Source organism: Actinoplanes sp. NPDC049548 (assembly GCF_040676695.1).
Taxonomy (GTDB): Bacteria; Actinomycetota; Actinomycetes; order Mycobacteriales; family Micromonosporaceae; genus Actinoplanes.
This window is the reverse complement of sequence record NZ_JBFAPM010000002.1, coordinates 125,421-149,270: the sequence shown is the minus strand read 5'-3', so window position 1 is coordinate 149,270 and position 23,850 is coordinate 125,421. Positions and strand designations below refer to the sequence as shown.

Below are 23,850 nucleotides of genomic sequence, written 5' to 3'. Positions count from 1 at the left end.
GGGGTACGACGATGATGGACCAGGACACCGACGTCTGCGTGGTCGGTGGCGGACCGGCCGGGCTCACCCTGGCGCTGCTGCTGCTGCGCTCGGGCGTACGGACGACCGTCGTGGAACGCTCCGGCTCGCTGGAGCGGGAGTTCCGTGGCGAGATCCTGCAGCCCGGTGGCATGGCGGTGCTGCACCGGCTCGGGGTGCTCGACGCCGCCCGCGAGCACGGCGGTCACGAGCACGACCGGTTCCTGTTCCTGCAGAACGACCGGGTGCTCATCAACGGCGACTACCGGCGGCTGGACACTCCGTGGAACTACCTGCTCAGCATCCCGCAGCAGCATGTCCTCGGCGAGCTGCTCGAAGCTTGCCGGCGCTACGACGGCTTCACGTACCTCGGTGGCCGCAAGGTGACCGAGCTGCTCACCGACGGGGGAGTGGTCCGCGGCGTCGTCTGCGACCGCCCCGGCGGTGCCACCGTGGTGACCGCCCGCTGCGTGGTCGGCGCCGACGGGCGGTACTCGAAGGTCCGGCGGCTCGCCGGCATCGAGGCGGGGCGGATCGAGGCGTTCGAGCACGACGTGGTGTGGTTCAAGTTGCGCCGGTCGGGGCCGGCCCTGCGCGAGGTACGCATCTTCCACTCGGGCGGCAACCCGATGCTCGCCTACACCAGCGGCACGGACCACCTCCAGCTCGGCTGGACCCTGCCGCACCGCCGGTACGGCGACCTGATGAAGCTCGGGTTCCCCCACCTGAAGCAGCAGATCCGGGCGGCCGCCCCGCCGTACGCGGACCTCATCGAGGAGCAGCTGACCGGCGTCCGGGACCTGACCCTGCTGGACGTCTTCTCCGGCTGCGCCACCGAGTGGGTCCGCGACGGGCTGGTGCTCATCGGCGACAGCGCGCACACCCACAGCCCGATCGGGGCGCAGGGCATCAACCTCGCCGTCCAGGACGCCGTCGTCCTGCACCCGATCCTGGTCGCCGCGCTCCGCGCCGGGAGCCCGAGCGCGGCGTCGCTGCGGCCGTTCGAGCGGATCCGGCGACCGCACATCGGCCGGATGATGAAGATCCAGGCGTTGCAGAGCAAGGCGATGTTCTCTTCCGGCCGGGTGGTCTCGAAGATCCGCCCGCAGCTCGCGGCCGCGGTGTCCCGGACGCCGCTGTACCGCCCCGTCATGCGGCAGATCGCTTTCGGCGACCGCACCGTACGCGTCGCCGACGAGCTGTTCCGCCCGCCCGTTCACGCCGACCAGGAGGTTTGAGAATGCCGCTCGTTGATCTGTCGTCGCCGGTGGACGCGTCGTACTGGGAGCCCGACCCGGTGGTCCACCGGGCGATGTCACCCGCCGAGGGCGCCCGGCACATGGCCTCGGAGATGCGCGAGCACTTCGGGCTGGACTTCGACGTGGACGTGCTGCCCGACGGCGAGTTCCTGAACAACGACACGTTCACCTTGACCGCGCACACGGGCACCCACGTGGACGCCCCGGCGCACTACGGCTCGCGGGCGTCCTATCGCGACGGTGGACCCCGTACGGTGGATGAGCTGCCGCTGGAGTGGTTCCACCGCCCCGCTTTCGTCCTCGACGTCTCGTCCGCGCCGACCGGCACCGTCGGTGCCGAGGACCTCGCCAAGGAGCTGGCCCGGATCGGCTACGAGCCCGAGCCGGAGGACATCGCCCTGCTGCACACCGGCGCGGCGCAGCGGGTGGGGACCCCGCAGTACTTCACCGACTTCGTCGGGCTCGACGCGTCCGGCGTGCATTTCCTGCTGGATCTGGGCGTACGGGTGATCGGCACGGACGCGTTCAGCCTCGACGCGCCGTTCACGTACATCATCGACCGTTTCCGGGCGACCGGCGACCGCGGAGTCCTGTGGCCGGCGCACTTCGCCGGCCGGGACCGGGAGTACTGCCAGATCGAGCGGCTGGCCCGGCTGGACACGCTGCCGCCGTTCGGCTTCACGCTGTCCTGCTTCCCGGTGAAGCTGGCCCGCAGCGGCGCCGGCTGGGCCCGCGCGGTGGCGATTCTGCCCTGAGTGACGGATGGGGGGCGCCGGTCCGGTCGGGCCGGCGCCCTCGTCCGTTCACGACCGCGGATACCGGTCACCGACCGCGTACTGCCGCCAGACGCTTTCCGGGACACTGCGGCAGGTCTGTCCGTCCTCGCCCTCCGGCCGGAAGCACAGCTGGTAGTGCAGCGTGCTCTCCCAGGTCTTGCAGCGGTGCTTCGCGTCGTACGTCTTGCACCGGGGCGGCAACTGCTTCTTCTCGGTCACCGTGCCGCTCGCGTCCGATCCGCAGCCGGCCAGGACCAGTCCGGCGCTCAGCAGCGCCGCGATCGCCGGTAGGTGGCGCATGCTCATCGGCATTTCCCTCTCCGTACGCTGCGAGGGGGCGGGCGATGAGAATCGCCCGCCCCCTCGCCGGATGGTGTGCTCAGGCAGCCGCCACGGCCTCGTCGGACTCCACGAGGTCGACGAAGTCGGGGTCGGCGGTGGCGTGCTTGAGCAGCTCGCCGACCAGCTCACGGAAGGTGTCCGTGGTGAGCGCCTGCTGGTGGGTGACGCCGTCGGTCCACTCGGCGGTCTCGAAGTAGGAGTTGGGGTTGCGGGTGGACCGGTACAGCCGGTGCGACAGGAAGCCCGGCTGTGCCTTCATGTAGGTGCTCAGCGCGGCGAGCGCCTTGCGGAACGCCTCCGGGTCGCCGGTGACCTTGATCTGGTTGACCATCGTCAGCATGATGTGCCTCCTGTTTCCTCGCCCTCGGCGGACGACTGGAGCGGTCGGAGCTCGAGCAGCAGCTCACGGAGCTCGCGCCGCATGATTTTTCCGTTCTGCGACCGCGGGATGCGGTCCACCAGCTCCACCACGTGGAGCCGTTGGTAGTAGGGCACCTGGTCGGCGACGAACGCCGTCACCGCGTCCGCGATGTCCGCGCCGGCCACCCTGGGCACCACCAGGGCCGCGGCCACGGCACCGCGGGCCTCGTCGGGGTAGTCCAGGACCACACACTCGGCGACCTCCGGGTGGCGGGCGAGGACCCGCTCCACCTCCGTGGGGGCGACCAGCCAGTTGTCGCACTTGAAGACGTCCTTGATCCGGTCGACCAGGAACAGGTAACCGTCGGTGTCGATGTAGCCGACGTCGCCGGTCGAGAACCAGCCGTCCGGGTCGACCACCGGCGTCTCCGGCTCGTTCAGGTACGCCCGGATGATCTGCGGGCCGCGTACCTGGATCTCGCCCTTCTCGCCGGCGGGCAGCACCGTGCGGTCGTCGACGTGCACGATGCGGCACCCGGTGCCGGCGACCGGCCGGCCGCAGGACCCCGGACGGTGCTCGCCGAAACGGTCGAAGTGCGTGGACGGGGACGCCTCCGCGAGGCCGTACCCCTGCGCGACGGGCACGCCGAAGTGCGCCGACAGCGTGGCCGCGGCGGTCGGCGGCAGTGCCGACCCACCGGACAGGATGCCCTGCAGCGTGGGCGCCTGCGTGGTGGACAGGCGGGGGTCCGTGGACAGCCGGGCCAGGCGCACGGGCAGGCTGTAGTAGTGCGTCGCCCCGTGCCGCGCGGCCGTCTGCACCGATGCCACGACGTCCTGGTCGGTGCCGAGGACCTGGGTCGCGGCCACCGTGACCGCGATGTTCAGGTGCATCAGGTGGAACGTCGGCAGGTAGTTGAAGATCACCGAGGTGGCGTCGAGCCCCTGCGCGCGGGCGGTCTGCGCCGCGTTGACGGTGAGGTTCCGGTGGGTCAGCCCGACGGCCTTGGGGGCGCCCGTCGTACCGCTGGTGAACAGGATGGCGGCCGGCGCCTCCGGGTCCGTCGCGGCAGGCTCGCCGGTGACGGCGGCCGCGTCGAGCAGGTCCCCGAGAACCGGTACGCCGTCCAGGTCCGGCGCCCCCTCGGTGAGCACGACGGTGGCGAGGTCCGGCAGGTCGTCGCGGATCCGGGCGATGCGCCGGTACAGCTCCGGCGGCACGATCGCCACCCGGGCGCGTCCGGCCCGGAGCACGTGCCGCAGGCCCTCCTCGCGCAGCAACGGGTTGACGATCGCGCTCGTCAGGCCGGCCCGGGAGACGCCGTAGAACGCCACCGCGAAGACCGGGTCGAGGACGGCGCCGATCGCGACGACCGGCGTACGGTCCTCGTCCGGCGCCACCAACGACCGCAGGGCGCCGGCGCAGCGCGACACGGCCGCGTCGAGGTCGGCGTACGTGACGGTGCCGCCGGTGCCGGTCAGGGCCACCCGCGCGGGGGCGGTCCCGGCGGCGCGGCGCAGCAGGTCGTCCAGGCGCGGGCCGCCGAGGATGTCGGCCACCTCGTCGAGGCCGGCCGGCTCGGATGTCGTCTCCCGGGTGCTCGTCGACACGGATCGTCCCTCCGGTTTCGTCGATCGGTACGCCGATCGTGCGGCCCCCGCGTCGCGGCCCGCTCGAAGCCGCGTCGAGGGCCTCGTCCGCCTCGACCGCGGCTTGAGACACCGTCGCCATGCTGGCCGCCGGACGACAGTGAGGAGCATGGTGATGCAGTACCGACGATGGCGGGACGGCCTGACGGTCTCCGCGGTCGGGTTCGGGGGGATGGGTCTCGGCGGCCCGGACACGGACCCGGTCACCGCGCGGCGGGCGGTCGGCACCGCCCTGGACGCCGGGGTGACCCTCTTCGACACCGCCGACTACTACGGGCAGGGCGCCGCCGAGGAGGCCCTCGGCGACATGCTCGGGTCCCGCCGCGACGAGGCGGTCATCGCCGGCAAGGCGGGCATCGTGCACCGCGATGCCGGCCCGCCGGGGCTCGACGGAAGCCCGGAGTATCTGCGGCACGCCTGCGACCGGTCGCTGAAGCGGCTGGGCACCGACCACATCGACCTGTACCAGCTGGCCCGGATCGACCCGTCGGTGCCGGTGGAGGAGTCCGTCGGGGCCCTCGCCGAGCTCGTCGCCGCCGGCAAGGTGCGGCACATCGGTCTCTGCGAGGTGGGACCGGGTACGCTGCGCCGCGCCCACGCGGTGCACCCGCTCGCATCGCTGCAGACGGAATACTCGTTGCTGGAGCGTCAGGCCGAGGAGTCGCTGCTGGCGGTCTGCGAGGAGCTGGGCATCGGGTTCATCGCGTACCGGCCGCTGACGCTGGGTCTGCTGGCCGGCCGCACGGTCGATCCCGCCGGGCTGCCGGCTCGGGACTGGCGGCGGCGCGACCCCCGGTTCGCCGACGGGAACCTGCGGCACAACGAGGAGCTCGCCGCCGCGCTGGCCGAACCGGCCCGGGAGCGCGGTGTCTCCCCGGCCGAGCTGGCCCTGGCCTGGCTGCTGGCCCGGGGCCCGCGGATCGTCGCCCTGCCGGGTATCCGCCGTCCGGAGCACGTACCGTCCGCGGTGGTGCGCGACGAGCTGGTCCTGACACCGGAGGAGGCGGACGACATCGCCCGGCTCTTCCCGGCCGGTGTGACGGCCGGCGCCCGCTACCCGGCCCCGCTGCTCGCGCTCGTCGACCGGGCGTGACGACCATCGAGAAGGGGAGGACCATGACGAAGCTTCGGGTAGGCGTACTGGGCTGCGCCTCCATCGCCCGGCGCAAGATGCTCCCGGCGCTCGTCGCCGACCCGTCCGTCGACCTGGTGGCCGTGGCCAGCCGGACGGCGGACCGGGCGGCCGAGTTCGCCGCACTGTTCGGCTGCGCCGGGGTCACCGGGTACGACGAGCTGCTCGCCCGCTCCGACATCGACGCGGTGTACATCCCCCTCCCCGCCGGTCTGCACGCCGAGTGGGTGCGGGCGGCTCTGGAGGCGGGCAAGCACGTCCTCGTGGAGAAGCCGGCGGTGACGTCCTCGGCCGACGCGGTCGCCCTGGTGGAGCTCGCCGCGAAGCGGGACCTGCTGCTCATGGAGAGCTTCATGTTCCTGTACCACGGACAGCACGCGGCGGTCGCCGACCTGGTCGCCTCGGGCGCGATCGGCGAGACGCGGGCGTTCACCAGCGACTTCGGCATTCCGCCGCTGCCCGCCGGGGACATCCGCAACGACGCGGCGCTCGGCGGCAGCGCGCTCGCCGACGTCGGGGTGTACCCGCTGCGGGCCGCCCAGCTGTTCCTCGGCCCGGACCTCGAGGTCGTCGGCGCCACCTCGACGGTAGACCCGGCGCTGGGGGTGGACGTCGCGGGTGCGGTGCTGCTGCGCAACCCGGCCGGCGTCACCGCGCAGCTCTCGTACGGCTTCACCCACATGTACCGGTCGATGTACGCCCTCTGGGGCGGCACCGGCCGCCTGGAGCTGCACCGGGCGTTCACCCCACCGGACAGCTGGCAGCCCGTGCTGCGCATCGAACGGCAGAGTGTCGTCGAGGAGCGCACCCTGCCGGCGGACAGCCAGTTCCCCAACGTGGTCCGGGCCTTCACCGCCGCGATCCAGGACCGTGCGGCCGCCCAGGCGCACGGCGCGGACCTGGTCCGGCAGGCGGCCCTCGTCGACGCCGTACGCGCCGCGTCCGCAGGAGCCTGAAAGCCCGCTGCCTCGCCCGGTGAGCGGGCGAGGCAGCGGGCCGGGTGGTTCACCAGGTGCTCTGCAGCCCCGAGATGAGGCTCCGCGCCTGGATGGCGAAGTAGTAGCTGTTCTTCAGCAGCTCGGTCGCCTGGTGCAGGGTGATCCAGAGGAAGTCGCGGTGGACCTCGACCGGGAAGTCGTCGCGGGCGGCCACCACCAGGTACCGGCTCTCCGCCCGGTAGAAGCGGCTGCCTTCCTCCGACTGCACAGTGTCGTACAGGATGCGCTCCGGAGGGGTGGCGAGCACCTCGTCGAGGTAGGTGGGCTGCCGGGCGCCGACGTAGTTGCCAGGGGTGCACTGCACCGTCGGGCCGAACTCGGCGACGTCGATGAGCCCGGCCTCGACCCGGGCCCGGACGAGCAGGTGCAGCACCCCGCCGATCTCCTTGACGAGGAAGGCCGACACGCCCCGGGAGTGCGGGGCGAGCAGCGGCTGGGTCCAGCGCCCGACCTCCCGGCTGGTGGCCGCGGTGTCCACGGCCACGACCCGGAAGTACCGGCCGTCGTCGTGCGCGATCTCGTCGGCGGACCGGTGCCAGCCCTCGACGTCGTCGAGGTTGATCACCTGCCGGGTCACCTCGTGCCGCGCCTTGGCGGTGGTCAGGTGGCTGAGCACCGTCCCGGTCGAGTGCAGGGAACCGGCGGATCCGTCGATCGAACGCAGCAGCGCGTCCCGGTACCGGCCGGCCGGCGCCGTGGCCCCGCCGGACGCGGGCACCGCGAACTGCAGGCTCGCCAGAATCGAGCGGATGTTCATGTTGACGACGTTGTCCCGGCGCAGCAGCCGGCGGATCTGCCCGAGGGTCAGCCAGCAGAAGTCGTCGTGCGCAGGCACGTCCGAGGTCACCTCGACGACGACGTTCCGGTTCCGCTTGGTGAGGAACCAGGCGCCCTGCTCCGACTGCAGGGCGTCGACCAGGACCCGGCTGCCGGCATTCTCCGCGAAGTACTCGAGGTGGGTGATGCCCCGGCCCCGGTGGACGCCGGTGTAGTTGCTGCGGGTCGCCTGCACGGTCGGCGCCAGCTGCACGGCGTTGACGTTGCCGGGCTCCATCTTGGCCTGCAGCAGGAAGTGCAGCACACCGTCGAACTCCTTGGCGACGATGCCGAGCAGGCCGATCTCGGGCTGACTGATGATCGGCTGCGACCACTCCCGGTCCCACTCCCGGTCGGTGCGGACCCGCAGGCCGATGACGGAGAAGAACTTGCCGGTGTCGTGGACCAGGTTGCCGCTGCCCGGATCGAAGTGCCAGCCGGTCAGGTCCGCGAACGGGATGCGGCTGACCGTGTGCGCCGACTCGCGCTGCCGGCCGGTGAGCCAGGCGTCCACCGCCGCGTTCGACGTCACCGTGCTGTCGTGGGCCAGCGCCGACTCGGTCAGCCGGGTGGCCAGGTCGCGGGTGGCCGGCCGGATCAGGCCCGGTGCCGCCGCACTCATGCGACCGCCACCTCCAGTTGGGTGTGGTCGCCGACCAGGAGCCGGTGCAGCGGCGCGGGACCGGCGGAGCCGACGGTCGCCCACCGGCCGATCAGCGAGCCGTTGATGCCGGTGACGCCGGAGACGTGCGCGCCCTCGAGCAGGATCGAGTCCTGCACTCCGGCGTTCGTGACCCGGCAGTTGCGGCCCACCGCGGTGTGCGGGCCGAGGCAGCTGTCCTCGATCACGCTGTCCGCGGCGACGACGATCGGCCCGGTCAGCGTGGAGCGGACCACCCGGGCGCCGGGCTCGATGATCACCTCGCCCGTCACCGTGCTGGCGGTGTCGACGTACCCGGCGTGCAGGCCCTGGACGCCGTCGAGCAGCAGACGGTTGCAGTCGAGCAGATCCGCGACGGTCCCCGTGTCCTTCCAGTAACCCCGGTACTCCTCGGCAGTGACGGTGCCGCCGTGCGCCGCGAGGTCGCTGATCGCGTCGGTGATCTCCAGCTCGCCGCGGCGGCTGGGCTTGATCCGGGCGACCGCCGCGTGGATCGCGGGCGTGAAGAAGTACACCCCGATGACGGCGAGGTTGCTGCGCGGCTGGGCCGGCTTCTCCACGAGGGCGGTGACGACACCGTCCGCGTCGACCTCGGCCACACCGTACTGGGTCGGGTCGGTCACCTGGGTCACCAGGATCTTGGCGGCCGGCCGCCGGGCCACGAAGTCCGCGGCCGCCTCCGCCATGCCGCCGACCAGCATGTTGTCGCCCAGGTACATGACGAAGTCGTCGTCGCCCAGGAAGTCCCGGGCGATGCCGACGCAGTGCGCCAGGCCCAGGGGCGCGGCCTGCGGAATGTACGTGACCTTGATGCCGTACCGAGAGCCGTCGCCGACCACGGCGCGGATCTGCGCGGCCTGGTCGCCGACGATGATGCCGACCTCGGACACGCCGATGTCCCGGATGTTCTCCAGGCAGTGGACCAGGATGGGCTTGTTCGCCACCGGTACGAGCTGTTTGGGCAGGGAATAGGTGAACGGCCTGAGCCGCGTGCCGTTTCCACCGGCCAACACCAGTGCTTTCATAGCGTGATCTCCCTATCGCCGATCGAAGAGCGCGGTGCCGGCGCTTCGGCCCGACGCCATGTGCGCCACCGAAATGGTGGGGACCGCCGGTCGAGAAGCCCTCAAGGGCGATTGGTCGCCGCCGCCGGATCGAGGGCGGCTGGTGCCCGGATCGAGGGTGAGCAGGACGGGATTGCCGCCGCAGCAACGGATCGCGAGCATGGCCGTATGGTTGACCGGCCCCTCTACTACCTCGTCTCGCCTGCGGGCGTTCCCAACTACGGCGATGAGATCATCGCCCTCACCTGGCTGCGGTACCTGGCCACGGCGGCGCCCGGCGCCGACGTCGTGGTCGACTGCATCGATCCCGAGAACGCCGCCCGGACCCTGACCGGCATTCACCCGCGACTGCGGTTCACCGACACCCTGTGGCAGCTGTGCCGGCTCAACTGGGCGTACGGCGCCCGGCACGCGGCGACGACGGTGGAGCGTGCCGTCCTCGATCCCGGATCCGCCGGTCATCTCGCCGCCGGCTTCGAGCTGCTGGGCACGGCCGACATCGTCCACCTCGTCGGCGGCGGGTTCATCAACGACATCTGGCCCCCGTTCACCGGCCTGCTGGCCGGCGTCTCGACGGCCGGACGCCGGCCCGGCGTCCGCGCCGTCATGACCGGCCAGGGGATGTGGCCGCCGCCGGCCGACGCGGCCGATCTGATCCCCGAGCTGGCCCGGCAGCTGGACGTGCTCGACGTCCGGGACGACTCGTCGGCCCGGCTGCTCGCCTCCGGCCGGGTCACGGTCTCCGGCGACGACGCCTTCCTCGGTCTCGCGCCGGAGCTCTACGACCGCAGCGCCGACGCGCCGGACGTCATGGTGTCCGTGCAGTCGCAGCTCTCCGACCTGGACACGGACCAGCTGCTCATCTTCATCGGCGACACGGTGCGCGCGTGGGGTGCCAAGAGTGTCGGATTGCTGGAGTGCTTCCCCGAGCAGGACGCGAAGGTGCTCGACCGGGCCGCGACGCTGCTGCCGGTGACCCGCCGCTACGGGCTGCACGAGGTGCTGCGCGACGGACTCCCGGTCGCGTCCGGGCAGGCCTGGCTCACCACGCGCTTCCATCCGCACCTGGTGGCCGCCGCCGGTGGTGCCTCCGGCGTGGCGGTGAACATCCGCCGCGACTACTACGACACGAAGCACCGGTCCCTGCTGGAGTGCGGCTCCCGATGGTCACTCTCGAACGCCGCCGAGATCCCCGCGCGGCCGACCGCGGGCGGCTACCCGCCGGAGCAGGTCGAGGCCGTACGGGCCGCGAAACGTGCCGTCGCCGACCGGATCTACGGCGCCTGACCGCACCTCCTGCCTTCCAAGCGCCGTCGATCCGGCTCCGAGCGGCCGCTGTGACGCTGCCACGTATGTCCGCACGAGACGACGACGGCGACCTCAGCGGCGCCGCCTCCGCCGGCTGGATGCTGACCGCCTTCCTCGGCATGGTCGGCCTGTCCCTGCCCGCGCCGCCACACCCGTTCCTGCAGCAGCCCGATCCGGGCCCCGATGCCCGCCACCGCCAAGGAGAGACACCATGTCCGGTACCGCACACGACACCCTCGTGACGAAGCTGATCGAATACACGCGTACGGAGCTGCTGCAGGGCGCCGACGGCGACGACCTCACCGTCGACACCCCGCTGCTGGAGTGGGGCGTCCTGGACTCGCTGAAGACCGCGCGCCTGGTCACGTACATCCGGCAGGAGTTCGGCGTCCGGGTGCCGCCCCGGGAGATGACCGGCGGCAACTTCCGCAGCCTCGCCAGCATCGCCGCGCTGGTGGAGTCGCTGCAGCTGCAGAACGCCTGACTCGCCGAACGAAAGCGGCGCGGGGAGCATGCTCCCCGCGCCGCTTCGGTGTTGCGCTGCTCAGCCGGCTGCAGCGATCAGGGCGGCCCGGTCGGTCTTGCCGTTCGCCGTACGCGGCAGGTCGTCCACATGCGACACCGTGTCGACGATCATGTACCGGGGGAGGCGTGCCGCGCAGTGCCCCTTGAGCGCCAGCAGGCTGGGACGCTGACCCGGCCGCGCGACAACCGCCGCGTGCAGCCGCGCCTCGAGGCCACTGCCGACGACGACCACCGCGACGGCGGCCACCTGAGGATGCGAGGCGATCGCGGTCTCGACCTCGCCCAGCTCGATCCGGTGCCCGCGGACCTTCACCATGGCGTCACGGCGGCCGACGTACTGCAGCTCACCGTCCCCGTCGTACCGGCCGAGATCCCCGGTACGGTACGGGCCCTGGTGCGCGGGAGCACCCCAGTAGCCGCACATGACCGTCGGCCCGGTCACCACGATCTCGCCCTCCGCGGCGTCCGCCGGGTCGAGGGTGATCGTCGCCGCGGACGCCGGGCGGCCGATCGGCAGCGGGCGCTCCCGGCCGAGATCGTCCTCGGTCACCTCGTACGACGTGCAGACGTTGGTCTCGGTGGGGCCGTACCAGTTGAACATCCGGACGCCGGGCCACGCACGGCGCAGCGTCCGGACGTCGTTGATCGGGAACGGTTCGCCGGCGAACACGCAGACCCGCAGGCCGGGCGGCTGCGGGCGGTCGAGCAGCCCGCCCTGGCGCATCATCAGCACCAGCGCCGACGGTACGGAGTACCACACCGTGACGCCGCGAGCCGGTTCCAGGAGCTCCACCAGCTGTTCCGGCGAGTAGGCCAGCGCGGTGGGCACCAGGTCGACGGCCGCCCCGGCGTGGAACGCGCCGTACAGATCGAAGACCGACAGGTCGAAGTTGAAGGGGGCATGGTTGGCGAGGCGGTCGCCGGCATGCAGACCGGTCTCCGCGGCGGCCCAGCAGACGAACGCCAGGGCGTTGCGGTGACTCAGGCACACGCCCTTCGGCGCACCCGTCGAACCCGACGTGTACAGGATGTACGCCGGGTCGTCGAGCGCCGGCCGGTGCGCGGGCGCCGGCGGCAGGCCGGCCGCACCCGCCCGCAACGCGTCCAGCTCCGTGACGATCGCCGAGGCCCAGCCGTCGCCGGTGCCGCACCGGTCCCCGACGCCGTCGACGATCACCATCGTCGCGGTGCAGCCGGCGGCGATGAGCTGCGCGCGGGCCGTCGGGTTGGTGGGGGCCACCGGCACGTACAGCGCACCGATGCGCAGGACCGCCTGCATGGCGGCGACGACGTCCACGCTCTTCTCGGCCCAGATCACCACCCGGTCGCCGGCGCGGACGCCCCGGGCGTACAGGGCGGCGGCCAGTCGGTCCGCCTCGCGGTCGAGGTCGCGGTACGTCACGGTGATCGGGCCGTCGTGCACGGCCGGGGCGTCCGGCGTACGGCCGGCGGCGTCCCGGACCAGCTCCTGCAGCGCACCGTGTGCGCAGGCGTCGTGCCCCGCGACCCGCTCGGTGGCCACCGGCGGCCGCAGCACCCCGGCGGTCACAGCCCCAGCTCCACGGCCACCAGCTGCCGCTGGATGTCGGACGTACCCGAGAAGATCGTGGCGCCCATCGCATCGCGCAACGCCGCCTCGACGCCGCCCTCGCGCAGGTAGCCCTGCCCGCCGAGGAGCTTGACCGCGTCGACGGCACTGGCCAGCGCGCTCTCCGAGACGGCGAGCTTGGAGAGCGCCGAGAACAGCACCGGATGCTCGTCGGTGTCCATCGCCCAGCAGGCGCGGTAAAGGAGCAACCGCCCGCTCTCCAGCCGCAGCTTCATGTCGACGATGCGGTGGGAGACCGCCTGGAAGTCGGCGAGCCGCCGGCCGAACTGGCGGCGCTGCCGCACGTGCGCGACGACCCGCTCCACCAGCGCCTCCTGCAGCCCCAGGAACAGCGCGAACAGGCAGGTCCGCTCCCAGCCCATCGAGTGCTGGAAGATCGCGGCGCCCTGCCCGGGCTCGCCCAGCACGTTGCCCGCCGGGACGAAACAGTCCTCGAACGTGACCGTGCCCGCCTGGCAGCTCGTCATGCCCAGCTTGTCGAAGGGTTCCCCCGGCGTCAGGCCCGGGGTGTCCCGGTCGACCACGAAGCCGGTGCTGCCCAGATGCCCTGCCTGCGGGTCGGTGGTGGCGTACGTGACGTACACGTCGGCGACGGGACCGTTGCTGACGAACGTCTTCGTGCCGTTGAGCAGGTACCCGCCGTCCACGGGGGTCGCCGTGACGGCCAGCCGCGACACGTCCGAACCGGCTTCCGCCTCGGTCATCGCGTTGGCCGCGACCAGCTCACCGCCGCACATCCGGGGCAGCAGGCGCTGCCGGAGCTCCTCGGACCCGAACTCCGCGATCGGCATGGCGCAGGCGAACAGGTGCGCCGACGCGGCGAACACGAGACCCGTGTCCGGGCAGCCGCGCCCGACCGCCTCGAGCAGCCGGGCCGTGTCGAGCGCGCCGAGGCCGCCGCCGCCGTACCGGGTGGGCACGCTCGCGCCGAGCAGACCCAGGTCGGCCAGGCGCAGCCACGGCTTCGGCCCGCCGGGCGCCGACGGTACGCCGTCGAATGCGGCCCGGGCGGCGGCGAGCGTGTCCGCGTACCGCCTCTCCTGGTCGGTGGTCCATCCAAATTCCACGCCGGCCTCCTCTAAGGCGATCTCGGACGTTGTCATGCAGCCACGCACACTGTGCTGCGATCCGGTCGAGACGACCTCGAGTCCGCCTGAGGTCAGAAGCGCCCGGTCGCGGCGAGGTCCTCGAGCGGCTTCACCAGGTCGGCCGGGGCGGGCTGCCGCGCCATCTCGGCGCTGAGCCGGCTCGCGGCGGCGGCGTACGCGGGATCGTCGAGCACCCGGTGGACGGCCTCGCGGGCCTGCTCGGCACCGGCCGACAGCGCGGGCACCGACACGGCGGCGCCAGTGCCGGCCATGCGACGGGTCACCGCGATCTGCTCGTCGGTCAGCGGCAGCCCGACCTGCGGTACGCCCGCCGCCGCGGCGCTCATCAGGCAGTTGACGCTGCCGTGGTGGACGATGGCATCGCTGGTCGCGAGCAGCAGGTGCAGGGGGAAGTTGCGCAGGGCCCGGACGGTCGGTGGCAGCTCGCCGAGCGCGGCGAGCTGGTCGGGCGTCGTGGTGAGGACGACCTCGGCACCTCGCTCGGCAGCCGCCTGGACGGCCGCGCGCAACGCCGGCACCTGGACCGCGGCGCCGACCGCGGAGCTGCCCCAGAGCACGCACACCCGGCGGGTGCCGGGGGTGCGGCGCAGCCACTGCGGCACCCCACCCGGGCCGTTGTAGGGCACGTAGCGCATGCCCCGGCGTACCGTGTCGCCGAACGGCAGGGCCACCGATCCGGGGGAGGGGTCGACGGCGAAGCGGATCCGGGTGCCGGACCACGGCTCGAGGCCGTACCGGGCGAAGGAGCCGGACGGGTCCGGGTCGCCCAGGTCGACGCCGCGCTCGGTCTCCACGGTGCCGAACAGGCCCGGCGGATGGTAGACGGACGGGACGCCGGTCAGCTCGGCCGCGAGCGCCCCCTCGGGCGTCATCAGGTCGTGGCAGACGAGGTCCGGGCGCCAGGACCGGGCGAACGCCACCGCGCCGTCGTAGCTGCGCCGGACCACGTCTTCGCAGGCGGCCCAGAACGGCGGCGCCTCGGTCGCGAAGTCGAACTCGTCCAGCCGGCTCACCGGCTGCCCGGTGTAGGGGTGCAGCGGCAGTCCCGGCGCCTGACGGTCGCCGGAGACCGCCTCGCCGTAGTGCATCATCAGCGACATGCGCATCATGTCGGGGCTGTCCAGCACCGGCACCGGGGTGAGACCCGCTCGGCTGATCGCCGCCGCCTGAGGCGCCGGACAGGCGACCCGCACGTCGTGGCCGGCCGCCTGGAGCGCCCAGCCGAGCGGTGTCATGCAGAAGTAGTGACCGGGCCAGTTGGATGCCGTGAACAGAACCCGCATGCTGTCACTGTCGGGCAGTCCCCTGGTGTGTCGATCGAGCCCCGCTGACGGTCAGGCGGGTCCTTCGAGGAACGGGGTGAGCAGGCCCGGCGTGAGCCCGTCGGCGAGCCGGGTCGCCTCCTCCTCGTCCACGTCGAGCACGTCGTACGCCTGCCGCCCGCCCGCCGTGGTGGCGGTGAGGGTGGCGAGCCCGGCCCGGCGCTGGAAGAACGACTGGCTGATGTTCCAGCCGATGATCCCGTCGGCGGCCACGGTGGCCCGGCGCCGTTCCACGGAACCCTGCCGGGTGACGAGGCGTCCGTCCACGACGGCGTGACCGAGGCTGCGATACCGGTCCACGGCGAGCAGAGCCGCCACCGGCAGCAAGGCCAGTGCCGGGTGCCATGTCCAGTCCGGCAGAACGGAGAGCCGGGCGAGCACGACCACCGCGCCGGTCAGGACCAGGGCGGGGATCAGCGCGCGGGTGAACCGGCGCTGGCGCGCCCGGGCGCCGTGGGGGACCAGGTCGGCGGTCGCGGCCGGCGTGCCGTGCAGGACGTCGGCCGCCACCCTGTACGCCTCCGCGCGCGGCGCCGGCGGAAGCAGCAGCGCTCCGCCCCGGTCGGACCCGCGGCCACCGTGGATGCCGGTCGTGACGGCGTCGCACCGGGCGCCGCCGACCGCTCGCAGCAGCAGCGGCTCCCGCAGTTCCACGCCGTGCAGGCGGCGTTCCTCGATGGTGGTGGACCGGATGGCGAGCAGCCCGCGGACGACGTGCAGGGTGCCGTGCGGTTCCCGGGTCAGGCGGTACCTGCCGTACGTGATCGCGTACATGATCGTCGACAGGACGGCCACGACGAGCACGATGCCCACCGCCACGACGGTGACGTCGAGCCACAGGGGTGCGTTCTCGAGGTCGTCGCGCACGGTGCGGAGGAGGCCGAGCGAGGCGATGTCCACGTCGGCCTGCCGCAGCTGGTTCCAGATCACGCCGAGGACGGCGCCGACGCCGACCAGGCCGCTGAGGGTGAACGGCCCGAACCGCAACCACGAGGGGCGGATCTCGGCGATGGTCACGGACTCCGCGGCGCCGGCCGGGCGGGCGGCTGCGGGCTCGTCGCCGGTGGGGGTGGCGTGCCGGCGGTGCAGCAGCTCGTCGCGCAGCCGGGCCGCGTCCGAGGCGTCGAGGGCGTCGAGGCGGAGCCCGCCGTCCTTGTTGCGGTCGGTGTGCCCCGTACCGACCGTGACCCGGGACAGCCGCAGCACGCGCTGGAACACGTTCGCGGACAGGTCGACCGTACGGACGCGGTCGAGTGCGACGACGAGCACCCGGCGGCGCAGCAGGCCCTGCCGCACCTGCACCTGGTGCGGCGTGACCTGATAGCTCGTGGTGGCCCAGCGGCCGACGCCGAGCAGCACGGCGATCGCCACGCCGATCAGGCCCCACAGCTCCGAGCGTCCGCTGCGGCTGCCGGCGATGATGACGCCGACGAGGACGGGCGCCAGCCGCATGACCTCCTGCAGCGGGTGGACGATGAGCATCCGGGGGCTGAGCCGGCGCCAGTGCTCGGCCGCCTCCGGTGCGGTGCCGAGGTCGGTCTCGGGGGTGGCGGTCATGTCGCGTCGCCCTGGTGCGCCTGCGTGGTGGCCGTGAGCTCGTCGACGAGGTCACGGGCCACGTCCTGGTCGAGGCCGTTGATCTTCAGCGGTCCCGCCGCCGAGGCCGTGGTGACGGTGACGGTGGCCAGCCCGAAGAGCTGCTGCAGCACCCCGCGTGCGGTGTCGACGGTCTGGATCCGGGACACGGGGGCGATCCGCCGCTCCTGGTGCAGCCAGCCCGCCTGCGTGTAGACGGCCTCGGTCGTCGCCTCCCAGCGGTGCACCCGGAAGCGCCACAGTGGCATGACCACGAGGTGTGCCGCGGCCACGATCACGGTGACGACGAGGGCGATCACGGCGGGGGTGCGGTGGTCGGCCGCCGTCGCCCAGATGACCTCGGCCGCCAGGACGGCGATCCAGCCGGGGACCGCTCGCACGGTCCAGTGCCAGCGCGCGCGGGGGCTGACGAGGTTGCGTGGTGGTCGGAGCCGGGTGCTGGTGGTCATGGGGCAACGTCCTCGCTCGATGGTGACAGGCACACTCTAACAGTGTTCGGGACCGGCCCTCACCGGCCGCCCGCCACGGTCAGCACTTCCCCGGTCATGTTGCCATTCGCATCGGAGCAGACGAATGTCACCACCCGTGCGACCTCGTCCGGGTCGCTCAGCCGCCCGCTCGCCGTCCGCCGAGCCTCGTGCTCACGGACCTCGGCGGGCAGCTTGGTGAGCGCCCGCTCGGTACGCGTCAGCCCGGGGCAGACCACATTGACCAGGACGCCGTCGGGGCTCGCGTCCCACATCAGGCTGCGCGCGAAGCCGTGCAGCCCGGCCTTGGCGGCTCCGTAGAACTCCTGGCCCCGGTGACCGTCCACGGCGACGTGCGACGAGATCAGCGCGATCCGGCCCCAGCCCCGGCGGCGCATCCCGGGCAGCGCCAGCTGGGTCAGCCGGATCGTCGGCGCGAGATTCGAGTGCACGACCGGCGCCCACTCCTCGACGGTGACGTCCTCGAAGTGCCGGCCGGGAGCGCGGCGGGCGCCCATCCGGACGGCGCTGGTCACGAGGACGTCCACATCGGCCCAGCCGTCGCCCGCGGCCTCGAGGGCGGTGAACGTCTCCTCCGGGCGCTCCAGGTCGTACCGGACGGCGAGCGCCCGCCCCTGGGTGGCACCCAGCTCGTCGGCGAGCTTCTCCGCCGCGTCGCCGGCCGAGTGGTACGCGACGATCACGCGCGCGCCCTCCCCAGCGAAGCTGCGGGCGATCGACTGGCCGATGCCGCCGGTCGCGCCGGTCACCAGGACCGTCTTTCCTGCCAGGCCGAGATCCATGCCGAGCTCCTCGCACGTAGACGCGGCCGGACCCGCGCCGGCCGCCGCCCCCAGCCTGCGGTGGGCGGCTAGCAGCGGACTCGAGTCGTCCTCGACGGTCACGGCCGAACGTCGGCCCGGGCTCGACGCGGAATCGATCGGCGGCCCATACGGTCACCGCCGTGCCGGTCCGGCTGTTGACGACAAGCAGAAAGGCGGTCTCGATGACCACCACAGATTCCTCCGGCTTCGCCGCTGTCATGCGGATCCGCGAGATCGCGATGAGTGCGGGGTACGCGGCGGCCCTGCGGGCGGCGGCCCAGCTCAAGATCGCCGATGCGTTCGAGGAGTCCGCCGACGTCGCGGAGCTCGCCGCCGCCGTCAACGCCGAGCCCGACGCGCTCGGCCGGCTGCTGCGGGCGCTGGTGTGCCACGGTGTTCTCACGGAGGACGAGCAGGGCCGGTTCCACCACACCGACCTGTCGCTGCTGCTGCGCGACGGTGCGCCGCGCAGCCTGCGGCACATGGTGCTGTGGGCGACCGAGCCGTGGACGTGGGAGATGTGGGGCCACCTCGACAAGGCGGTCCGCACCGGCAAGGGCATCTCCCAGGAGCTGTACGGCAAGGAGTTCTTCACGTACCTGCACGAGGACGCGCCGGAGTCGGCGGAGGTCTTCGACCAGGCGATGACGCAGTCGAGCCGGCTGTCGGCCAAGGCGGTCGCCGCCACGCTCGACCTGTCCTCGGCGCGCAAGGTGGTCGACATCGCCGGTGGTCAGGGGCACACCCTCGCCACCGTCCTCGAGCAGAACCCGCACCTGGAGGGCGTGCTCTTCGACCTGCCCGACGTGGTGGCGAACGCCGACGGCCGGCTGCGCACCGGCGGAGAGCTGGCGGGCCGCGTCGCACTGGTCGCCGGCGACTGCCGCAACGGCGTCGACGTGGACGCGGACGTGTACATCCTGAAGAACATCCTCGAGTGGGACGACGACAGCACGGTCACGACGCTGCGCAACGTCGCCGCCAAGGGCCGTCCGGGCGCGCGCGTCATCGTCATCGAGAACCTGCTCGACGGCAGCCCGGAGATGAAGTTCACCACGGCGATGGACCTGCTCCTGCTGCTCAACGTGGACGGCCGCAAGCACACCAAGGACGGTCTGGTCGGCCTCGTGAAGCAGGCCGGGCTGCAGGTTCAGGACGTCCGGCCGGCGGGCCCGTACCTGCACCTCATCGAGAGCACGATCCCGGCGCGCTGAGCGACCGCGACACCGGACGGCGGCCGGGGCTGCGAGCCCCGGCCGCCGTTTCGTGGTGCCGGTCAGCGACCGGCCAGCGCCTCGAGCGCCGGCACGAGGTCGGCCGGGGCCGGCATGGCCGCCATGTCGTCGCGCAGCTCGGTGGCGGCCTTGCGGATCGCCGGGTCGCCGAGCACCTCGCCCATCGCCTCGCGGATCTCGCCGGCCGTCGCCACGAGGCCGGGCAGCGCGCGTACGGCACCCGACGCGGTCAGCCGCCGGCTGATCGAGTACGAGTCGTCACTGAGCCCCAGAGCGAGCTGCGGTACGCCCTCCGCCGCGCCCGTCATCAGCGTGTTCGCGCTGCCGTGATGCACGATCGCATCGCTGGTCGCCAGCAACAGGTGCAGCGGATGGTTGCGCAGTACGCGGACTCCCGCGGGCAGGTCGCCGAGCGCGTCGGCCTGTTCCTGTGTCGTGGTCAGGACCACCTCTGCGCCCGCGTCGAGGGCCGCGTCGATCGCCAGCCGCAGCGCCGGCACGTCCGGGCCGAAGATGCCGATGCCGGAGGATCCCCAGATCACCGTCACCCTCGGCCGGCTGCCGGCCCGGGGCCGCTCCGGCCGGTCGCCACCCGGGCCGTTGTACGGCACGTACCGCACCGGCAGCCGGGTCGCCGTGCCGATCGGCGCTGGGGTGACCGGCGGGGACGGGTCGACGACGTACTCGACCTGGTCCCAGCCCCACGCCGGGACGCCGTGCCGGGGGAAGGAGAAGGTCGGGTCCCCCTGGCCCAGGTCGAGGGCCGGCTCGGTCTCGGCGCTGCCGATGAGACCGGGCGAGTGGTACACGGAGGGGGCGTCGACGATGCGGCCGGCGAGCGCACCCTCCATCGACATGAGGCTGTAGCAGACCAGCTCCGGCCGCCAGGCGCGGGCGAGCTCGACGGCGGCGTCGCAGTTGTGGCGCAGCGGCGGGCACATCTCGGCGAACAGGCGCAGCCCGAGCTGGGCGGCGCCGGCCTCGTCGATCGAGTCCATGGGCTCGCCGGTGAACGGATGCAGGGGCAGGGGCATGCCGGGCAGAACCCGGCGGCCGGTGGCGCTGAGCAGCAGATGCCCGACGCGGGCCATGCTCATCATGTCGGGATGGGCCAGCACCGGCACCGGCGTCAGCCCGGTCCGGGCGACGACGCCGGACTGGCCGGGGGTGCACGCCACCCGGACGTCGTGACCGGCGGCCTGCAACGCCCAGCCGAGGGGGATCATGCAGAAGTAGTCGCCGGCCCAGTTGGACACTGTGAAGAGGACACGCATGCCCGCGATGGTGGGCCGGACACCTACAGGCTGAGTCGAAGCGGGCGCTCGACCGGCTTCCGACCGGCCGTCGAGGCGTCTCGGACAGCATCCCGGCATGTCGAATCAGCCGCCGGTGGATGCGTCGGTCTACCAGAACCTCGCCGAGATGATCGCGAACTTCCCCAAGGCGCAGTACGCCCGCGCCCTCGCCCTGCTGCGCATCGCGGACCTGACGGCCGACGGGCCGCTCCCGCTCGCCGAGCTCGTCACGAGCACCGGGGCCCATGCCGAGGCGCTCGGCCGGTTCCTGCGCGCCTGTGTGATGCTCGACCTGACCGTGGAGACGGCACCTGACGTGTTCGGCGTGAGCGCGATGGGGGCGCTGCTGTGTACCGGCAGTCCTTTTCACGCGATCGCCCGGGGGACCGCGAGCCTGCAGCACTACGTCCCGTACGGCCACATCGTCGAGACCGTGATGACGGGCGAGCCGGCCACCAAGGCCGCCCTCGGCGAGACCTTCTACGAATACCTGGACTCCCACCCGGACGAGCTGAAGTACTTCGGCGAGCTGACCGCGATCACGTCGGGGGACTGCGGCCCGGCCCTGGCGGCCCGCTACGACCTGTCCCGCTTCCCGACCGTCGTGGACGTGGGCGGGAACTACGGCGCGCTGCTGGCGCAGCTGCTCACGGCGGCGCCGGGCATCCGGGGCGTGCTGTTCGACCGCCCGGCGATCCTGCCGGCCGCGCGCGAGCACCTGGCCGCGGCGGGCCTGACCGAGCGGGTGGAGCTGGTCGGCGGCGACTTCCGGGACGGGGTGCCGGGCGGCGGGGACCTGTACCTGTTGAAGAACGTCCTGTGGGACTGGGACGACGCCACCGCGGCGCGGATCCTGGCGACGACCGCCGCCGCCATGCCGTCCGGCGCGACGCTGCTGATCGTCGACCAGTTCCTGCCGGAGCTGACCTACGGGCAGGACCCGGACCATGACCACCGGACGCGGGAACTGCACCGCGTCAGCTTCTCGATCCTGCTGCAGCGGGGCGGCAAGGTCCGCAGCGAGGCGGAGTACCGCGACCTGGTGACGGCGGCCGGCCTGGAGGCCGTCGGGAGGACGACCGCCGAGGGCGCCGCGCGGCGCTGGGACGTCCTGGAGGCACGCCGCCCGTGAGGGGCGGACCGTCGGCACGACAAGGAGACAACGTGAGGATTGCAGACATCTTCGTCAGCGGCGTGGGCACGTACGTGCCCGACATCGTCACCGTGGAGACGGCGATCGAGAACGGCTGGTACGAGGCCGCGGAGGCCGAGAAGACCGGGCTGACGGGCGCGGCCGTGGCGGGCGACGTCTCCGCGCCGGAGATGGCCGTGGTGGCGACCCGGCAGGCGCTGGAGCGGGCCGGGCAGGACCCGTCCGGTGTGGACCTGCTGCTCTGGGCGGACGCCTACCACTCCGGGCCCGACGGCTGGGTTCCGCACGCCTACCTGCAGCGGGAGCTGGTCGGTGGGCAGTGCCTGGCGGCCGGCATCCGGCAGGGCTGCAACGGCGTCTTCGGCGCCCTGGAGCTCGCGGCCGGTTACCTGCTGGCGGACACCGGCCGGGAGAGCGCGCTGGTGGTCGCCGCCGACAACCTGTCCTCACCGCAGCTGGACCGCTGGCACGCCCTGCCGGGAGCGATCATGGGTGACGCCGCGTCGGCGCTGGTGCTCAGCCGCCGGCCCGGCTTCGCCCGGCTGCTGTCGGTCACGTCCACGACGATCGACCGGCTGGAGGGCCTGCACCGCGGGAACGAGCCGCTGTACCCGCCGGGCGTGACCACCGGCGCGCGCCTCGACTTCACCGCCCGGTTCATCGAGTTCACCCAGGCCGGCGGCTTCGGCGAGGACGGCGCGCTGCTCTTCGTCGCCACCATGGACGAGGTGGTGGGACGGGCCCTCGAGGAGGCCGGGATCGGGCTCGACGGCGTCAAGCGCGTGGCGTTCAACAACGGCGGGCGGGCGATGGTGGAGGACCGGCTCAAGCCGCTGGGCGTGACGCCGGAGCAGACCACGTGGGAGCTCGGTCGCTCGCTGGGCCACGTCGGCCCGAGCGACCAGGTCGTCGCCTTCGACCGGCTGCTGAGCAGCGGCGACCTGGTCGCCGGCGACCACCTGCTGATGGTGGGCCTCGGGCCCGGTGTGACGATCGCGGCCGCGGTGATCCAGGTGGTCGAGGACCCGTCCTGGGTCGGCTGAGAGTTCCCGCACGAAGAGGGGCCAGTTCGATGAACTGGCCCCTCTGCTCGTGCCCGGCGTCAGCGAGCCAGATCGAGCAGCGCCGGTACGACGTCCGCCGGCGCCGGCTGCTCGCTGATCTCCGCCTGGAGCGCCGCCGCGGCCGTCCGGTACGCCGGGTCCCCGATGAGTGCGGCCACCGCCTCGCGCACCTCGGCGAGGTCCGCCCCCTCCTCGGTGATCTGGCGGGCGGCACCCGTGCTGACCAGCTGCTCGGTGTTGTAGACACCCTCGAGGATGCGGGTGATGCCCAGCTGCGGGACACCGCAGGCGGCCGCCGTCATCATCGTGCCGGTGCCGCCCGTGTGCACGATCGCGGAGCACGTGGTGAGCAGCATGTTGAGCGGCACCCAGCCGACCGGCCGGACGTTCTCCGGCAGCTCACCGAGGCGGGCGACGTACTCGGGCTTGGCGGCGCCGACGGTGACGAGCACCTCGACGTCGAGCTTGGCGACCTCGTGCACGACCTCACGGAAGAAGTCGATGACGCCGACGCCCATCTTGCGTTGCTGGGTGGTGCCCCAGGTGATGCACACGCGGGGCCGGTCGCCAGGCTTCTGCAGCCAGTCCGGTGCCGTGCCGGGGCCGTTGTAGGGGATGTAGCGCATCGGGATCCGCTGCTTGATGGACGCGGCCGGCAGCACCGCGTCCTCCTCGGACCAGCGCAGGCTCGCCGGGCGGGGGTCCACCCAGGCGGTGGGGTCGATGCGCGGCTCGGCTCCGAACCGGCGGAAGAGCTCGAGGTAGCCGGGCAGGGGCTCGTCGCTGGTCAGGCCGCGCAGCTCGAGACGCAGCAGGCGGGCCATGCCGTACAAGTGCCCGACCGTCGGTACGCCGAGCACCTCGCCCGCCACCGAGCCGGCGTAGGTGACCGGGTCGAAGACCACCAGGTCGGGCTTCCACCGGCGGCCGAAGGCCACGAGGTCCTCGGACATGGCGTCGCAGTGGTCGAACATCAGGTTCGCCATGTTCTCCAGGACGCGGGCCTGGACGGAGTCGGCGGGGTCGTCGGACTTGGCGTCGCGGGGGGCGAGGTCGCCGCGGGCCAGCCGGGTCTCGACGTCGATGTCGTGGCCGACGGAGACGGCGGGCAGCCCGGTGCGTTCGACCGCGTCGATCAGCGACGGCGTGGTGGCCATGCGGACGTCGTGCCCGGCCGCCAGGGCGGACCAGGCGAGCGGCACCATCGGGAGCAGGTGCGCACGCTCGGCATAGGTGGTGAAGAGAAGGCGCATCCGGAATGCCTTTC

At 72.7% G+C, this 23,850-nt stretch carries 23 protein-coding genes; 10 read left to right on the top strand and 13 right to left on the bottom strand.

Annotation, left to right across the window (positions count from 1 at the left end; all coding sequences use genetic code 11):
- Window positions 1-11: 11 nt before the first annotated feature.
- Window positions 12-1,256: an FAD-dependent monooxygenase gene (locus tag AB0J80_RS04810; protein ID WP_364700448.1), complete on the top strand. Its 1,245-nt coding sequence runs from the start codon at window positions 12-14 to the stop codon at window positions 1,254-1,256.
- A gap of 2 nt (window positions 1,257-1,258) precedes the next feature.
- Entirely contained in the window at window positions 1,259-2,032 is a 774-nt protein-coding gene (locus AB0J80_RS04805) for a cyclase family protein (RefSeq protein WP_364700446.1), read from the top strand.
- Between the two features lie 48 nt (window positions 2,033-2,080).
- On the opposite strand, the gene AB0J80_RS04800 is transcribed toward AB0J80_RS04805, so the two are convergent.
- From AB0J80_RS04800 to AB0J80_RS04790, 3 genes are all read right to left on the bottom strand, one after another.
- Window positions 2,081-2,359, bottom strand: a complete 279-nt coding sequence (locus AB0J80_RS04800; protein ID WP_364700444.1) for a hypothetical protein — start codon at window positions 2,357-2,359, stop codon at window positions 2,081-2,083.
- A 73-nt stretch (window positions 2,360-2,432) separates the two neighbouring features.
- Window positions 2,433-2,735: an antibiotic biosynthesis monooxygenase family protein gene (locus AB0J80_RS04795; protein WP_364700442.1), complete on the bottom strand. Its 303-nt coding sequence runs from the start codon at window positions 2,733-2,735 to the stop codon at window positions 2,433-2,435.
- Window positions 2,729-4,366: a class I adenylate-forming enzyme family protein gene (locus AB0J80_RS04790; protein WP_364700440.1), complete on the bottom strand. Its 1,638-nt coding sequence runs from the start codon at window positions 4,364-4,366 to the stop codon at window positions 2,729-2,731. Before AB0J80_RS04790 ends, AB0J80_RS04795 begins: the two co-directional genes overlap by 7 nt.
- Before the next feature lie 148 nt (window positions 4,367-4,514).
- On the opposite strand from AB0J80_RS04790, the gene AB0J80_RS04785 reads away from it, so the two are divergent.
- Both AB0J80_RS04785 and AB0J80_RS04780 read left to right on the top strand, forming a co-directional pair.
- Entirely contained in the window at window positions 4,515-5,498 is a 984-nt protein-coding gene (locus AB0J80_RS04785; protein ID WP_364700438.1) for an aldo/keto reductase, read from the top strand.
- Window positions 5,499-5,521: 23 nt separating this feature from the next.
- Window positions 5,522-6,493: a Gfo/Idh/MocA family oxidoreductase gene (locus tag AB0J80_RS04780; RefSeq protein WP_364700436.1), complete on the top strand. Its 972-nt coding sequence runs from the start codon at window positions 5,522-5,524 to the stop codon at window positions 6,491-6,493.
- Between the two features lie 49 nt (window positions 6,494-6,542).
- On the opposite strand, the gene AB0J80_RS04775 is transcribed toward AB0J80_RS04780, so the two are convergent.
- On the bottom strand, window positions 6,543-7,973 hold the full coding sequence (locus AB0J80_RS04775) for an NDP-hexose 2,3-dehydratase family protein (protein ID WP_364700434.1): 1,431 nt from the start codon (window positions 7,971-7,973) through the stop codon (window positions 6,543-6,545).
- Window positions 7,970-9,037: a glucose-1-phosphate thymidylyltransferase gene (locus AB0J80_RS04770; protein WP_364700432.1), complete on the bottom strand. Its 1,068-nt coding sequence runs from the start codon at window positions 9,035-9,037 to the stop codon at window positions 7,970-7,972. Before AB0J80_RS04770 ends, AB0J80_RS04775 begins: the two co-directional genes overlap by 4 nt.
- 207 nt (window positions 9,038-9,244) lie before the next feature.
- On the opposite strand from AB0J80_RS04770, the gene AB0J80_RS04765 reads away from it, so the two are divergent.
- The 3 genes from AB0J80_RS04765 to AB0J80_RS04755 all read left to right on the top strand — a co-directional run bounded on the left by AB0J80_RS04765 (window position 9,245) and on the right by AB0J80_RS04755 (window position 10,868).
- Complete coding sequence (locus tag AB0J80_RS04765; RefSeq protein WP_364700430.1) at window positions 9,245-10,363, top strand: polysaccharide pyruvyl transferase family protein; 1,119 nt, start codon at window positions 9,245-9,247, stop codon at window positions 10,361-10,363.
- 65 nt (window positions 10,364-10,428) lie between these two features.
- Window positions 10,429-10,626, top strand: coding sequence for a hypothetical protein (locus AB0J80_RS04760; RefSeq protein WP_364700428.1), 198 nt, complete (start codon window positions 10,429-10,431; stop codon window positions 10,624-10,626).
- Window positions 10,596-10,868 (top strand): acyl carrier protein, encoded by a 273-nt coding sequence (locus tag AB0J80_RS04755; RefSeq protein WP_364700426.1) that lies wholly within the window; start codon window positions 10,596-10,598, stop codon window positions 10,866-10,868. Before AB0J80_RS04760 ends, AB0J80_RS04755 begins: the two co-directional genes overlap by 31 nt.
- Before the next feature lie 60 nt (window positions 10,869-10,928).
- Here the strand turns inward: AB0J80_RS04755 and AB0J80_RS04750 are convergent, their stop codons facing one another.
- The 6 genes from AB0J80_RS04750 to AB0J80_RS04725 all read right to left on the bottom strand — a co-directional run bounded on the left by AB0J80_RS04750 (window position 10,929) and on the right by AB0J80_RS04725 (window position 17,815).
- The gene (locus tag AB0J80_RS04750) at window positions 10,929-12,458 is read right to left on the bottom strand and encodes an amino acid adenylation domain-containing protein (RefSeq protein ID WP_364700424.1); all 1,530 of its coding nucleotides are present in this window, start codon (window positions 12,456-12,458) and stop codon (window positions 10,929-10,931) included.
- Window positions 12,455-13,585: an acyl-CoA dehydrogenase family protein gene (locus AB0J80_RS04745; RefSeq protein ID WP_364700422.1), complete on the bottom strand. Its 1,131-nt coding sequence runs from the start codon at window positions 13,583-13,585 to the stop codon at window positions 12,455-12,457. The genes AB0J80_RS04750 and AB0J80_RS04745 overlap by 4 nt, the downstream gene beginning before the upstream one ends.
- 92 nt (window positions 13,586-13,677) lie before the next feature.
- Window positions 13,678-14,910 carry a nucleotide disphospho-sugar-binding domain-containing protein gene (locus tag AB0J80_RS04740; protein ID WP_364700420.1) on the bottom strand — a complete coding sequence of 411 codons (1,233 nt, stop codon included), beginning with the start codon at window positions 14,908-14,910 and terminating at the stop codon, window positions 13,678-13,680.
- A gap of 51 nt (window positions 14,911-14,961) precedes the next feature.
- Window positions 14,962-16,506 carry a PH domain-containing protein gene (locus AB0J80_RS04735; RefSeq protein ID WP_364700418.1) on the bottom strand — a complete coding sequence of 515 codons (1,545 nt, stop codon included), beginning with the start codon at window positions 16,504-16,506 and terminating at the stop codon, window positions 14,962-14,964.
- Complete coding sequence (locus tag AB0J80_RS04730) at window positions 16,503-16,994, bottom strand: PH domain-containing protein (protein ID WP_364700416.1); 492 nt, start codon at window positions 16,992-16,994, stop codon at window positions 16,503-16,505. The genes AB0J80_RS04735 and AB0J80_RS04730 overlap by 4 nt, the downstream gene beginning before the upstream one ends.
- A gap of 59 nt (window positions 16,995-17,053) precedes the next feature.
- A complete protein-coding gene (locus AB0J80_RS04725; protein ID WP_364700414.1) occupies window positions 17,054-17,815 on the bottom strand; it encodes an SDR family NAD(P)-dependent oxidoreductase in 762 nt (253 codons plus the stop codon).
- A 203-nt stretch (window positions 17,816-18,018) separates the two neighbouring features.
- On the opposite strand from AB0J80_RS04725, the gene AB0J80_RS04720 reads away from it, so the two are divergent.
- Window positions 18,019-19,050 carry a methyltransferase gene (locus tag AB0J80_RS04720; protein WP_364700412.1) on the top strand — a complete coding sequence of 344 codons (1,032 nt, stop codon included), beginning with the start codon at window positions 18,019-18,021 and terminating at the stop codon, window positions 19,048-19,050.
- 62 nt (window positions 19,051-19,112) lie between these two features.
- Here AB0J80_RS04720 and AB0J80_RS04715 read toward each other — a convergent pair whose 3' ends face one another.
- Window positions 19,113-20,345 (bottom strand): nucleotide disphospho-sugar-binding domain-containing protein, encoded by a 1,233-nt coding sequence (locus AB0J80_RS04715; RefSeq protein ID WP_364700410.1) that lies wholly within the window; start codon window positions 20,343-20,345, stop codon window positions 19,113-19,115.
- A 97-nt stretch (window positions 20,346-20,442) separates the two neighbouring features.
- On the opposite strand from AB0J80_RS04715, the gene AB0J80_RS04710 reads away from it, so the two are divergent.
- Together AB0J80_RS04710 and AB0J80_RS04705 are read left to right on the top strand one after the other, a co-directional pair.
- Window positions 20,443-21,498 (top strand): methyltransferase, encoded by a 1,056-nt coding sequence (locus tag AB0J80_RS04710; protein ID WP_364700408.1) that lies wholly within the window; start codon window positions 20,443-20,445, stop codon window positions 21,496-21,498.
- A 32-nt stretch (window positions 21,499-21,530) separates the two neighbouring features.
- Window positions 21,531-22,562: a ketoacyl-ACP synthase III family protein gene (locus tag AB0J80_RS04705; RefSeq protein WP_364700406.1), complete on the top strand. Its 1,032-nt coding sequence runs from the start codon at window positions 21,531-21,533 to the stop codon at window positions 22,560-22,562.
- A gap of 59 nt (window positions 22,563-22,621) precedes the next feature.
- Here the strand turns inward: AB0J80_RS04705 and AB0J80_RS04700 are convergent, their stop codons facing one another.
- Entirely contained in the window at window positions 22,622-23,836 is a 1,215-nt protein-coding gene (locus AB0J80_RS04700; protein ID WP_364700404.1) for a nucleotide disphospho-sugar-binding domain-containing protein, read from the bottom strand.
- Window positions 23,837-23,850 lie beyond the last annotated feature (14 nt).